General features: G+C 49.8%; 15 protein-coding genes. 14 read left to right on the forward strand and 1 reads right to left on the reverse strand.

The annotated features are described in order from the left end of the window. Positions 1-72 precede the first annotated feature (72 nt). On the forward strand, positions 73-1206 hold the full coding sequence (gene meaB, locus JWJ90_RS07515) for a methylmalonyl Co-A mutase-associated GTPase MeaB (RefSeq protein WP_205226589.1): 1134 nt from the start codon (positions 73-75) through the stop codon (positions 1204-1206). Positions 1207-1465: 259 nt separating this feature from the next. Beyond that, positions 1466-1657 (forward strand): hypothetical protein, encoded by a 192-nt coding sequence (locus JWJ90_RS07520; protein ID WP_205226590.1) that lies wholly within the window; start codon positions 1466-1468, stop codon positions 1655-1657. Positions 1658-1739: 82 nt separating this feature from the next. Here the strand turns inward: JWJ90_RS07520 and JWJ90_RS07525 are convergent, their stop codons facing one another. Then, on the reverse strand, positions 1740-2093 hold the full coding sequence (locus JWJ90_RS07525; RefSeq protein ID WP_205226591.1) for a hypothetical protein: 354 nt from the start codon (positions 2091-2093) through the stop codon (positions 1740-1742). 412 nt (positions 2094-2505) lie between these two features. On the opposite strand from JWJ90_RS07525, the gene JWJ90_RS07530 reads away from it, so the two are divergent. The 12 genes from JWJ90_RS07530 (at position 2506) to JWJ90_RS07585 (ending at position 13435) form a co-directional block, all read left to right on the forward strand. Continuing rightward, positions 2506-3099: an RNA-binding protein gene (locus JWJ90_RS07530; protein WP_205226592.1), complete on the forward strand. Its 594-nt coding sequence runs from the start codon at positions 2506-2508 to the stop codon at positions 3097-3099. A gap of 591 nt (positions 3100-3690) precedes the next feature. Further along, positions 3691-4782 (forward strand): branched-chain amino acid ABC transporter substrate-binding protein, encoded by a 1092-nt coding sequence (locus tag JWJ90_RS07535; RefSeq protein WP_205226605.1) that lies wholly within the window; start codon positions 3691-3693, stop codon positions 4780-4782. A gap of 147 nt (positions 4783-4929) precedes the next feature. After that, positions 4930-5835 carry a branched-chain amino acid ABC transporter permease gene (locus JWJ90_RS07540; protein WP_205226593.1) on the forward strand — a complete coding sequence of 302 codons (906 nt, stop codon included), beginning with the start codon at positions 4930-4932 and terminating at the stop codon, positions 5833-5835. Beyond that, positions 5832-6788, forward strand: coding sequence for a branched-chain amino acid ABC transporter permease (locus JWJ90_RS07545; protein ID WP_205226594.1), 957 nt, complete (start codon positions 5832-5834; stop codon positions 6786-6788). Before JWJ90_RS07540 ends, JWJ90_RS07545 begins: the two co-directional genes overlap by 4 nt. Before the next feature lie 47 nt (positions 6789-6835). After that, positions 6836-7555 carry an ABC transporter ATP-binding protein gene (locus tag JWJ90_RS07550; RefSeq protein WP_205226606.1) on the forward strand — a complete coding sequence of 240 codons (720 nt, stop codon included), beginning with the start codon at positions 6836-6838 and terminating at the stop codon, positions 7553-7555. A 9-nt stretch (positions 7556-7564) separates the two neighbouring features. Beyond that, positions 7565-8278, forward strand: coding sequence for an ABC transporter ATP-binding protein (locus JWJ90_RS07555; protein WP_205226595.1), 714 nt, complete (start codon positions 7565-7567; stop codon positions 8276-8278). Positions 8279-8594: 316 nt separating this feature from the next. After that, positions 8595-9272, forward strand: coding sequence for a hypothetical protein (locus tag JWJ90_RS07560; protein WP_205226596.1), 678 nt, complete (start codon positions 8595-8597; stop codon positions 9270-9272). Positions 9273-9396: 124 nt separating this feature from the next. After that, positions 9397-9918, forward strand: a complete 522-nt coding sequence (locus JWJ90_RS07565) for a hypothetical protein (RefSeq protein ID WP_205226597.1) — start codon at positions 9397-9399, stop codon at positions 9916-9918. A gap of 34 nt (positions 9919-9952) precedes the next feature. After that, positions 9953-10540 carry a hypothetical protein gene (locus JWJ90_RS07570; RefSeq protein WP_205226598.1) on the forward strand — a complete coding sequence of 196 codons (588 nt, stop codon included), beginning with the start codon at positions 9953-9955 and terminating at the stop codon, positions 10538-10540. Between the two features lie 38 nt (positions 10541-10578). Then, a complete protein-coding gene (locus tag JWJ90_RS07575) occupies positions 10579-11067 on the forward strand; it encodes a hypothetical protein (RefSeq protein WP_205226599.1) in 489 nt (162 codons plus the stop codon). A gap of 578 nt (positions 11068-11645) precedes the next feature. Then, the gene (locus JWJ90_RS07580; protein WP_205226600.1) at positions 11646-12416 is read left to right on the forward strand and encodes an SDR family NAD(P)-dependent oxidoreductase; all 771 of its coding nucleotides are present in this window, start codon (positions 11646-11648) and stop codon (positions 12414-12416) included. Positions 12417-12526: 110 nt separating this feature from the next. Then, positions 12527-13435 carry an MFS transporter gene (locus tag JWJ90_RS07585; protein ID WP_205226601.1) on the forward strand — a complete coding sequence of 303 codons (909 nt, stop codon included), beginning with the start codon at positions 12527-12529 and terminating at the stop codon, positions 13433-13435. The last annotated feature ends 25 nt before the right edge of the window (positions 13436-13460 follow it).

The raw sequence follows: 13460 nt of genomic DNA on the forward strand, positions 1-13460 counted from the left end.
GATGTTCCCTCGAGGAGGTTCCTGGCTGCATCTACAGGGGCCTCCTTCCCTATAAACAAATAAGGAGAACCAATGGCATCTGACACCAAAAAACCGGAGTGGGCACCGGAAGGGAATTGCGAAGGATTCGCCTGTCGGGTGATGGATGGTGTGGAAGCGGGGCATGACGGAATAAGTACCTATAAAAGCACCAAGCCGGCAGCCAAACCGGCGGTGCGCCATAAGCGGGCGCAGTTGACGCCCGAGGAATTCGCCCAGGGGGTGTTGCGTGGCGAACGAGCCGTGCTTGGCCGGGCCATTACCCTGGTGGAGAGCAATGCGGTCAAACATATTGAACAGGCGCAGGAGGTTCTGAAACTCCTCCTGCCGCACACAGGAAACTCGATTCGTATAGGTATCACCGGTGTCCCCGGTGTGGGGAAATCCACCTTTATCGAATCATTTGGCTGTCATCTTATAGAACAGGGCCATAAGGTCGCTGTTTTGGCAGTGGATCCTTCAAGTTCCATTTCCGGTGGCTCCATACTTGGCGATAAGACACGTATGGAGCGATTGAGCAGGGATGAACGATGTTTCATTCGTCCATCTCCCGCCGGAATTACTCTGGGGGGGGTGGCACGTAAGACCCGTGAGACCATGCTGGTCTGTGAGGCCGCAGGCTTTGATGTCATCTTGATTGAAACGGTCGGAGTGGGACAAAGTGAGACCACGGTGCGTTCCATGGTGGATTTTTTCCTTCTGCTGATGCTCGCTGGCGCAGGCGATGAACTGCAGGGCATCAAAAAAGGCATCATGGAGTTGGCCGATGCCTTGGTGATCAACAAGGCAGACGGGAAAAACAAACTCTTTGCAGAGACCGCACGCAGCGAATACGAGCGGGCCATGCATTATCTGCAGCCCTCAACCGAGGGGTGGACCTCACACGCCTATACCTGTTCGGCCCTGACCAATGAGGGAATTGACAACATTTGGAAAGTCATAACGAAATATCGTGAAATCACCGAGGAATCCGGTGTGTTTACACGGCATCGTAAGGAGCAGAATATCAAGTGGGTACATGAAATGGTCGACGATCATCTGCGCTCACTCTTTGCCAGACATCCTGGAGTCAATGCGATCGTCGGTGATATCGAGCATCAGGTCGCCAGTGGTCAGCTGCCTGCAGTCGCCGCGGTGCAAAAGCTTATAAGCGCTTTTGAGAACTGAGGAGAGTTCTATTGGTGCATTGTAGAGAGAGCAAATTTTTGCACAGCAATTAAAAAAAATTCTGTTCCGGCCTCTTTTTCAGCCAGGGAATTGTTTCCGGTTGCCATGCCTTACTCCGGGCGATTCGTTTGCCGGCGAAACGCCTTTACAAGTCGTTGGTGGTTAAAGAGGCCTGGAGCAGAAATGCTGTGTCTTTTTCAAATGCAACCGCAAGGGAAGAATAAGTGCGGCAAGTTATTAACGCGACCAGGAGGTCATCATGAAAAGTGCACACATTACCTTGGAATTGACGGGAAAGACACTGGAACGTCTGCTCTATCTCTCCCAACGTCTTCATCGGCATCCTAATGAATTAACAGTGGATCTGCTCCAGGCTGCTATTGAGGTATCCGTGGATAATGAGGAGGCCCAGTTAGCCCTTATGACCAAGCCGAGTTTGGAAATGCACTAAACCAACAGAGACCTCCGTGCCCCTTCCCACCCGTTTGACGGAAGACGTGCATCCGTGACTGCGGGTGGGGCTACTTCTACCTTTACCTTTTACTGTGGCATGAGCAGTTTTTGCATTTGCCGCAGCATCCTTTCTTTCTCTTCTCGTAGACAATCACTTTCCCCTTGTCCGGGCTGATATCCAGCCCCTTCACGCCTGTCATATACATTTTTTCTGCCGGTAAGCCGAGCATGGTTATCTGATCGGATAGAGTGGTTCGTGACTCGGGGGCAATGGTGGTAACCTTCGCTGTGTGGACGAAAATATTGCCTTTCCCATTATAGGATTTGGCAATGGTGCTGGTCAGCTCAAAGGCAACCTCTGCTGAAAAATGACCATCAAGGTTGATGTGCAGGTTGCCGTTTCGTTGATTGGCTTCAATATTGCCTTCGTACATACTTTCTCCTGAAAAGTATTGGGTTGAACTCCTTGGATAATTGAGTTGAAACTCTTGCTGAGGTGTATTTGTTGACGCTGAAGCAGAGTGGCTCTTTTCTGTATGAAAACAGGTGTTCTGCTTGTACTTTGTTAGCTATGACTAACTTTTGATATAATGCCGGCTGGTGCAAGAATTGTCAATATAAAATATTAGGAATACCTAATAGAGTTTAACTTCCTGTAGTTTCATTGAATTAGTGGTGCAGCTATGATTTTCTCTGGGAAATCGCCTGACTCTGTTTTTCCAGAAGATTGACGAGAACAACGAAATTGACCTACGGCCGAAAGCAGATTAAGGAGATTATGAGAGGGCGGGGTAGCTTGCAGGTCCGCTAACAGTTTGAAACCATTGAACGAAGGATTGATTGCTCATGAGCCGCATCGAAGAGATTATTGGCCAGATACAGAAACTGGAAAAAGAACTCGTCACCGAGATTCAGAAAAAAGAAGAGGAATTTTTATATAGGATCAAAGGGAAAAAGGTCATCTTTGAAGAAGAGGCCAGGGCGTACCAGAAACAGTTTTTTGTGCGGGTATCGAGCTATTTCAAATCGCTTCCCCTGTTGAATCTGCTGACCATTCCCTTTATTTGGGGGTGTTTGATTCCAGCTGTCTTTATGGATATCACCGTGACCCTGTATCAGCTCATCTGTTTTTCTCTCTATGGCATCCCCCAGGTCAAACGTAGCGAATATATGGTTATTGATCGTCACGCCCTGGCCTATCTCAATATTATTGAGAAGATCAACTGTATGTATTGTGGCTATTTCAACGGGTTGATTGGGTATGTCCAGGAAATTGCCGCCCGTACCGAGCAGTACTGGTGCCCGATCAAGCATGCTCGCAAGGTTGCGACTATGCATAGTCGCTATCATAAATTTATTGAATATGGGGACGCGAAGTCCTATCAAGAGCGCCTGCAAGCTTTGCGTCGGGACTGGGATGATGTGAATGAGGAGGCCTGAGCGGTCTTGTAACGTATACCTGAATCCCTGATAGGATACCTTGTTCGGTGACCACCCGCCGTCACAGATTCAGGGGCTACATCTGCGAGGGGGATGCGTTCCATTGCTGATCGCCATATCTGGTCAAACGAAGTACCCGAGAACAACCTTGCAGCATTAAAAGGTGGTTGCTTCCTTGCGTGATTTTGACTAATCATGCATATTCGCGGCGTCGCCTGCGAGACAGCGGTTTTGTCGTCTTTGCTCCCTGTCCTTGCAGTGATGCCTTATGGGCATCTTGAATAATTGCTTTTTCTGCCAATCCCGCGGAGTCTGGCGCTTACCTCGACATGCTTAAAATTTTATCCTCGGAATATCACATATATGCCTGCGGTAAAATTTTGAACAATCCTCGAAGTCTACGCTTATCTGGCCTTGATTGAAAAATCTAATTATTCAAGACACCCTTATGGTCTATTGAAATCCAGGAAAAATGGCTCCTTTCAAGCCGTTGTGGATCCTGGACAGTTGTTTTAGGTCGTTTACAAACGACGCAACCCCGGAGGTGTCTCGATGAAACAAAGGATATGTACTCTCGTCTGCTTGAGTGTCATGGTCTGTATGCTTGGCATGGGTACTGGTTGGGCAAAAACCGTTCGTATCGGCCTTATGTGCCCCCTGACCGGTTCCTGGGCCAGTGAAGGGCAGGATATGAAACAGATCGTTGAAATGTTAGTGGCCCAGAGCAATGAGGCTGGTGGCATCAATGGTATTCAAGTTGATTTGGTTGTTGAAGATGACGGCGGTGATCCCCGCCAGGCCGCGCTGGCGGCAACCCGTCTGACCACCAAAGATATTGCGGCTGTAATCGGTACCTATGGTTCTTCTGTAACCGAGGCCTCCCAGAATATCTATGCCGAATCCGATATCCTCCAGGTTGCCACCGGCTCCACCGCCATTCGTCTTACCGAGAAGGGACTCCCGCTTTTTATGCGTACTTGTCCCCGCGATGACGAACAGGGCATGGTTGCCGCCAAAACCCTGGATAAGCTCGGTTTTAAAAAGATCGCCATCCTCCATGATAACACATCCTACGCTAAAGGGTTGGCTGACGAAGCAAAGGCCTTGCTGAAGTCCGAGGGAAAAGAGATCGTCTTCTTTGACGCCCTGACCCCTGGTGAGCGAGATTATAATGCCATCCTGACCAAACTGAAATCGTCAGTTCCGGATGTCCTCTTTTTCACCGGTTACTATCCCGAGGCAGGCATGATCCTCCGTCAGAAGATGGATATGGGCTGGAATGTGCCCATGCTTGGCGGGGATGCCACGAATAACCCGGATCTGGTGAAAATTGCGGGTGAAAAAGCCGCCGAGGGCTACATGTTCCTCAGCCCTCCCGTGCCTGGCGATCTTAACACGCCGGAGGCCAAAAAATTTCTGACCGATTACAAGGCCGCCTACGGTAAGGCTCCTGGGTCGGTTTGGGCTGTTCTCGCCGGTGATGCCTACCGGGTTATTGCCGAAGCTGTCGCCCAAACCGGGGCTACCAAGAGCGATAAACTGGCCGCCTATCTCAAGCATGATCTCAAGGATTTTTCCGGCCTGACCGGGAAAATCTCCTTTAACGACAAGGGCGATCGGGTCGGTGATTTGTACCGCGTGTATAAGGTTGACGCTGCCGGGAAATTTATCCTTCAGCCCTAAGTGTTGCTGCTGTCTCGGCGCCGCCATATCTGTGGCGGCGCCTTTCTTTTTTAGCCCGTGCGCCTTGTGCAAAATAAAACAACAGGCTCATTGCTGTTTTTTTGCACAAGACTCACGAAGCTCATCCCCACTTTTTTGACAAATGCTATGGAACAATTTTTTCAACAACTGACCAACGGACTCGCCGTCGGCGGCATCTACGCCCTTATTGCCTTGGGATACACCATGGTCTATGGGGTTTTGAAACTGATCAACTTTGCCCATGGGGACCTGTTCTCCATTGGTGCCTACCTGGGACTGACTTTACTGCTTTCCATGGGGCTCTTTGATAAAATTGGTGCCCTGGCCTCGGTCCTGCTTCTGGTGGTCATGGTTATGGTACTGGTGGCGATAATCGGAGCACTGCTTGAACGGGTGGCCTATAAGCCGCTGCGTCAGTCGCATCGCCTCACAGCGGTCGTCTCTGCTCTGGGGGCCTCGATCTTTTTTCAGAATGCGATCATGGCCATCTACGGCCCCGGTCTCTTGGTTTATCCCCATGATCTCCTGCCACGCATAGCCGTCAATATTTTCGGGGTGGATATTCCACTCATGCGTATTGTCATGTTTCTGGCCTCTGTGGTCCTGATGGCTGCGCTCTACTTTTTCATTCAGAAAACCAAGATCGGCACGGCCATTCGCGCCGTGGCCATTGATCAGGGGGCGGCCAGGCTGATGGGGATCAATGTGGATCGGGTGATCATGCTTGTCTTCTGCATAGGCCCTGCACTCGGCGGTTCAGCTGGGTTGATGGTTGGACTGTATTACGGTCAGATTAATTTCAATATGGGGTGGATGTATGGGCTCAAGGCCTTTACTGCAGCCATTCTTGGAGGAATCGGGAATATTCCCGGTGCCATGCTTGGCGGACTGCTTCTCGGGGTGATCGAGGCAATGGGAGCGGCCTATATCTCCATTGCCTGGAAAGACGCCCTCTCCTTTGGTGTCCTTATTCTCATCCTCATTGCCCGTCCTACAGGTCTTTTAGGGGAAAGGGTGGCTGAAAAAGTATGAAACCAACACAGATTTTTGCAATTCTTTTTGCCGCGCTTATGGCAACCTGTCCGTTTTTCTTAAACGCCTACTGGACAGACGTCATGAATAATGTCGGTATTTACGCAATATTAGCTTTGAGCCTGAATGTTATTCTTGGCCATGCCGGGCTCTTTCATATGGGCCATGCGGCATTTTACGCCATAGGTGCCTACCTCACTGCCATTTTGAACACGCAGTATGGAGTTCCAGTCCTCTGGCTCATACTGCCTGCCGGGCTGATGGCCGGTTTTTTTGCCCTGATCGTGGCCCGTCCCATTATTCACCTGCGTGGAGATTATCTCCTGATCGTCACCATTGGTATTGTCGAGATCGTGCGCATTGCCTTGATTAATAACGTCTTTGACATCACCGGCGGTGCCAACGGTATCTATGGAATCAGTCGGCCCATGCTTTTTGGTTTTAAAATCGCCAAACCCTTTCATTTTTATTACCTCATCTGGAGTTTTGCCGCCCTGACCATCTTTCTCCTGATTCGTCTGGAGCACTCCCGCTTTGGGCGCGCCCTGCATTATATCAAAGAAGATGAGGTGGCAGCCGGTGGCTGCGGCATCAATATTGCCCGCTACAAGCTCGAGGCTTTTGTCATCGGTGCAGTCTGGGCGGGAATGTGCGGGACGATCTATGCTTCGAAAATGACTATCATCGCTCCGGAATCCTTTTCCTTTGACGAATCGGTCATTCTCTTTACCATTGTCATCCTGGGTGGGGCGGGCTCCATTCCCGGTGTCATTCTTGGCTCCTTTTTGCTGGTGGGACTGCCCGAGGTCTTCCGAGGGTTTGCCGAGTATCGTATGCTCATTTTCGGTGCGGCCATGATGGCGATGATGATTTTCCGTAACCGGGGGCTCCTCCCCCCACGCCCCAAACGGTATAAGCTGGGAGAGATTGCCTCGGCAGGAGGTGCCAAGTGAGTACATTGCTGCAGGTGGAAAACCTCTCCAAGAGTTTTGGCGGACTCATGGCGGTCAACGATGTCAGCTTTTCTGTGGAACAGGGGAGTATTGTCGGGCTCATTGGCCCAAACGGTGCCGGGAAAACAACGGTCTTTAACCTTATTTCAGGCAACTATAAGCCTGATAACGGCACGGTCCTCTTTGACGGGACCAACCTGGTCGGACTGCCCACACACACCATTGTCGAGCATGGGATTGCCCGGACCTTTCAGACGATTCGTCTTTTTCAAAATATGTCAGTGCTGGAGAATGTTCTGGCCGGTTGCCACTGCCGCATGCGTTCCGGCTCACTCTCGGCCATGTTTCGCACCAAGGCCCAACGGCAGGAAGAAGAGGCCGCCATGGTTCAGGCCATGGCCGAGCTTGAATTTGTCGGATTGGACCATGAGTGGCAGAATAAGGCAAAGAACCTTTCCTATGGCAACCAACGCCTTTTGGAAATTGCCCGGGCACTGGCCACCAAACCAAAACTGGTGGTCCTGGATGAGCCAGCAGGCGGCATGAACGACCAGGAAACAAAAGAGCTTATTGAACTTATTCGGGCCATTCAGGCTCGGGGCATTACCGTGCTTCTGATCGAACACGACATGGGGCTTGTGATGCAGGTCTGCTCATCGCTTGTAGTTCTTGAGTATGGAATAAAGATCGCCACCGGCTCGCCTGCTGAAATTCAGGTTAACCCAAAGGTCATTGAGGCCTATCTGGGCGTCGATGAGGATGAATAGAGGGATATCATGTTGTTGAGTATAAAAAATCTTCGGGTTAACTACGGCAATGTCGAGGCCCTGCATGGCATATCCCTGCAGGTGGATGCAGGCGAGATCGTCACCATCCTTGGGGCCAATGGGGCGGGAAAGTCGACCACCCTCAACGCGATCTCAGGTCTGGTACATATAACAGATGGCTCCATCGATTTTCAGGGCACAGCTCTGCATACCCTGCCTGCCCACGAGATTGTGAAATTTAAGATAACCCAGAGCCCGGAAGGACGTCGTGTCTTTGGAACCCTGACTGTGGAGGAAAACCTGATGCTTGGTGCCTTCACCTCCGCCAATCCCGAGAGGATTGCAGCCAGTAAGCAGTGGATTTTTGAACTCTTTCCCCGGTTGGAGGAACGGCGTAAACAGCTGGCTGGCACCTTGAGTGGCGGCGAGCAGCAGATGCTCGCCATTGGCCGGGCACTGATGTCCAATCCAAAAATTCTTCTCCTGGATGAGCCGAGTCTTGGCCTGGCTCCGATTTTAGTCAAATCCATTTTTGAGACGGTGAAGACTATCAACAAAGCCGGGGTAACCGTTATCCTGGTAGAGCAGAATGCCAAGGCCGCACTGAAACTGGCCCATCGTGGTTATGTCATGGAGGTGGGAAATATTGTGCTTGCCGATTCTGCTGAAAATCTGTTGAAAAATAAGCAGGTACAGCGGGCCTATTTGGGTGGTGGACACTGAAAATTTTTCTGTTTTTTGCAAAAACGCACAAAGGGCCGCCGTGTATACTGCACTGCGGCCTTTTTGTTTTTTCCCTCTTGATTGAGCTTTGGCCCAAATGAGGGGTAAATATTCAGTGCGTCGAGCGAAGCAGGTGAAAACCTGAACTCGCAAGCATTCCTTGGTGTGTCAGCTTTGTTGTGAGTTAAAAATATCGTGAATTCATCTGGTTGTGTTAATTATGGGGAATTGTCTGGATTTTGAGGGAAGGAAAACGGTATGTTGCATTGAAAATGAAGTGGTACATAGTGTCGTTCCTAACGAATGGGAGAGCAAGATGAAGCGAATTCTCGTATTAATTGTGGCCTGCAGCCTGCTCGTGAGTATTGCCTTTGCCGCCCCACCCCTTCCCAGTACCTGGCAGGGACAGGCTAACGGGAACATACACGGAGTTGCCTTTCACCAGCCCATGGTCCTTGAGCTAAAACAGCCTCTTGCTTACGAAAATAATCCCCTGCACCTCTTTTTGGGAACCACCACCGATGATCAGGTTGGAGGGCTCTACCTGGTAAGTGCTGCAAAATTTTCAGGAGGTGGCTCCGGATACGTCTATGATAAGAATCCATCCGGTATTGGAATCTATAAAAAGCGAATTGTTCCCCACAGCTACGATACCCCTTCGCCGGGCACTGCCTTGGCCCAATACTTGTCAATCACAATTCAGGGTGATACGGTAACGGCCATACTTTCAAACACCAACAGCAAGCTTGCAGCAGCAGCCAACTCTTTTACCGGCCCGAATGTCAGTGGTTTGGAGGCAAGTGCGGTTATGCGCAGTGTGCTGCAGTCCATGGGAACAACGGAAATGTTTCTTCTGCAAAAGGGAGCGCAACTCAGGTTACAGTTTCAGGGAAATAGGGTGGATGGCTATCTTCAGGGGTATGGACGGTCCGTTTTAAATACCTCTTCCGATGTTGGCTACTCGTGCCGTTTCCAGCTTCACCGAGTCAAATAGGAACTGCTTGTCGTTTAAAAAATGTGACAATGCTGTGTCCCCATAGAAGGCAGAGGGACGGGATAAGCGGCAATGGAGCTTCTATTAAGGTAGAAAAAGAGTTTTTGGTTTGGAGGGCAGAACAATGCGCAGTGGATGTTTATTTTTTTTGGTCGTGCTTATGGTAACCAGTTTGGGGCAGGCAAAGCCCCGATACTCCAAAGACTGGGTATTGGACATTGATGGTGATGATTTTCTTTACGCCTCGACCTTGAATTCATCCCGTCATATTCTTGGCCAATACTGTTATCTCGATTCAGGTAATTGTATGTACCTGGTGGATATCGGCATAACCTGTGACAAGGGATATAAAACTCCGGCCCTGGTCAACTCAAATGCAGGGGCCGTGCAGGTTAAGCTGGTTTGTGGGCATACATACAAAAAGAACAATGTGCTCTACATCTATCCTTTTGATCAAATAGATAATATTGTCAAACAGGCAAACTATTTAAGTATTGCAGTGCCCATGGAAAACGATCGGTTTAAGGTCTCCCGCTTTAGCCTCTCCGGCTCAACCTATGCCATTGAGTTGATGCGTATGGCGGCGGAACGGGCCATGGAGCCCCGGCCATCTAAAAAAGAACGACAGGATGTGGAGTATTTATAAACCCAATACGTGTCGCCTTACAGGAAGGTGTGCTATGCCTGGAAAAATATTTTTCAGCATGTTGCTTGTCGTCTTGGCCCTGAGTTTGGGAAGTCCCGGTATGGTACTTTCCGCACCAGAGACGCAGGCGAAAAAGACTCCAAGCACCATTGAAGAGCTGTTGAAGAATGCAGAGCAGCAGATGGATGGGGCGCAGCAGGAGGTGACCATACCGCCTATAGACTGGGGCGTGTTTATCAACTACTTTGATATCAGCAACCTGCACAGATCAATTAAAAAAGTTCTGCCGGCGGGAAGGGAGGGCAAACGGATCTCGGTGTCAAGTCACTATCATGTCAAGATAGAAAGGCTTGCCCCTTGGGAGTATGCTTCTTCTCCGGTGCTGGTTTTCGATATCAAAGCAAAGGGTAATTTCAGCGTGAACGTTGCGGAATATTGGGCCAAATTTTTTGACGAAAATAACCATGAAATAGACCAAAAGTTGGTTGAAATAACTGAAAAGCAGTACAACGACACCTGGAAAACCGGCAGCACTGGAAATGGAGTTATCTCCGTTCAAGACATTGATCTTACCAAAGTTATTCGTATTGAGATCGTAAGAGATCGTTACCTGAATCCGTGACGGATTCAGGCGTTATTAAGCAACACAAGAGTCAGCATATGAATATCAACCTGCACACTGCACCGGACGCCGATATATTTCGAAATAAGAAAAAGTATACGCTCTGCTTCAGCTGTTTTCTTGGGCTTGCCTTTGTCTCCGTTGCCCTAGGGTTTTATGCCATCACCGCTAACAGCAGCCAGATTGCACATCTTGATAACTGGGCCTTAGGGATTCTTGTTTTTTCGGCTATGGGCGTGACCCGCTATGGGAACCGTTTGCAGGAGTATAAGACGCTGTTTCCACCGCAGGTGGAAAAACTTCAATCCCTGCGGGGGCAGTATCCGCTTCTGGAACGATATTGCGCAGATGTTGAAGCACTGCAACGCAGGTTTATCCGTGCAGAGTATGAAGCTTGTGTGGAATATGCGGAAAAAGAAGAGATTCAGCAAGAGCGAGGACAAGACGATAAACCCGTGGTATATGGCCCGGTAGCCGTGTCAGGAGACGAAGAAGCAATCGAGGGGCAGAAAGCGGAGAAAAAGTAACTGAGGTTAAAGCTGGCAATACACTTGTTGCACTCAGGCGGTACTTTCCTTGGTCCGGGGGAGCCCTTCCCAATCGACTCGGCACCAATGGTATTCTTCGTCCCAGAAGGCTGCCTTTTCTCAAATTTGACCCCGTGACGACGGGGAGTAAATAACTATCCTGCTGATACGACATGTATTTTCAATAAAATTACTTGTCGTTCAGCTTCACCTGCTGCCCCTTGGGGGCATCCATCAGTACACTCCCTTCATTGATCCAGATCAAATAAGATTACTGGGAAGCAAAGACCGAGATATCCACTCGATATGTTTTTGGAGAATGGTCCTTCCACGAAATTTTGACACCTGTATCCTTAAGTATCCAGCTCGACGGACATTCACGAAAAGAGAGGGATATGGAGAATCGGGCAAAGTATTGGGAGGATCGTGTATTTGCAATACCACACTGGAGGAGTAGTTTTTTCTGCATGAGATAAGGGATACAGAGATAAAAGAAATCAGATTCTTTCCCCCGCTGGCCCCGAACGGTGCCTTGATTGTACTCCCTTTCCCAATATCAAATATACCAGGAGTATCCTATGCAGAAACAAATGTTACTTGGCAAAACTGCGATCGTTACCGGCGCAAGCTATGGTATCGGCTATGCTGTAGCCCACCTTTTTGCGGAAGAGGGGGCCAATGTCGTTCTTACCGCCCGCGGCCAGGAAAAACTTGACCAGGCGGTGCAGGAGATAAAAGACAAGGGATACCAAGCCACTGGTGTGGTTGCCGACATCGGTTCGCTTGATGACTGTAAAAAGGTCTTTGAGACCACAATCAAAGAGTTTGGCGATCTTGATATTCTGATTAATAATGCCGGACTGGGGGAGCAGTACGCCATTGACGAGACTGAGGACGAGTGGATGAATTATATCCTCAATATCAATGTAGGTGGTCCGATTCGCTATATCCGCGAAGCACTCAAGTACTTCATGCCAAAAAACGAGGGTGTTATCGTGACTGTCTCATCCGTGAACGGCAAACGCCCCATCTGTGGTGCTACCTATACCGCCAGTAAGGGAGCCGTGGATACCCTGACCAAGAACGTGGCCATGCGTCTCTGCGAGACCAATATCCGCTGTAATGCTATTGCCCCAGGCGCCACCGAGACACCGGCCGCTGCCAAGTGGGTGGATGGGACCCAGCCCGGCGGGGATACAATGCTTAAATACGCGGCCAAGTACGCCAATATTGATTTGCCCCAGACAAAGCCCATCGATCAGGCCTATGCCTGCCTCTATCTAGCCAGTGAGATGGGGCGTTGTGTGAAAGGGCAGGTCCTTCAGGTCTGTAACGGCGCATTTCTTTAAACTCTTTCAGGAAAATAGCAGGTAGGGTGGGTGCGTTCTTTGTGCCCACCTTGCAGATTCTGAATCATTTGGATCCATTGTTTATCAAGAAATCCCCGGAAGTGCGCACCATGAAATATCTCGGTTTTATTTCCTCTTCACTCTCCTTTATTGTCCTTTTTGCCGCATCAGCCACTCCAATCCCATTGTATGATCTGTACCGGCGTGCCGATGGCCTCAGCTACAGCGATCTCTCCTTAACGGCAGTGGTTTATTTTATCGGGGCGATAACGGCCCTGCTTTTTATGGGGAGAATTTCAAACCACCTGGGACGTAAACCCATCACACTGACCTCATACCTGCTGACTGCGCTTGCCTGTTTGATCCTCATGAAGGTTGATAGCGCAACGCCACTGATTGTCGGGCGACTACTCCTTGGCATCTCCTGTGGACTGGCTTCCAGTACTGTGACTTCCTATATCGCAGATAGTGCGCCACCTGCCTTGCACTGGTTAGCCGCATCGGTCATCAGTTGTGGAGGAATGGTGGGCTTAACCGGAGGCGCGATTCTCTCCGGAACGCTTGCCCAGTATGGACCCTATCCTCGAGTGCTTTGTTATCTGGTGATGCTGATTGTTTTAGTTGCCTGTGCAATTTTGCTGGTATGCAGTCCTGAAACGGTTCGACGTACTCCAGGATTGCTTTCCTCTCTACGACCTCAGTTTTCCATGCCTCATGCCGACCGTAGGCTCTATCCCATTGCAGCCTGCACCTTTGTGGCAACCTGGGCTCTGGGGGGCTTTTATCAAGCTTTTGGTCCTTCGATAGCCGCCCAACACCTGGGCAGCCAAAACGTTTTGCTTGCAGGCCTTGTCTTTTCCTCCTTCATGCTCCCCAGTGCGGTGGGAGGACCGATGAATAAGTTTCTAGCTCCGGTCTGTAGATTCTCAAGTTCCCGTCCAACATGTTTCTCACGTATAATTACCAGCTATTTTTCCAACGTAGATGGCCGGAAGGATTTCTCCTTCCGGCCATTTTGATCGTAGACAGCAGTCTACCGCACCG

The sequence above is a fragment of the Desulfobulbus rhabdoformis genome (assembly GCF_016919065.1).
In the GTDB taxonomy this organism is placed as follows: Bacteria; Desulfobacterota; Desulfobulbia; order Desulfobulbales; family Desulfobulbaceae; genus Desulfobulbus; species Desulfobulbus rhabdoformis.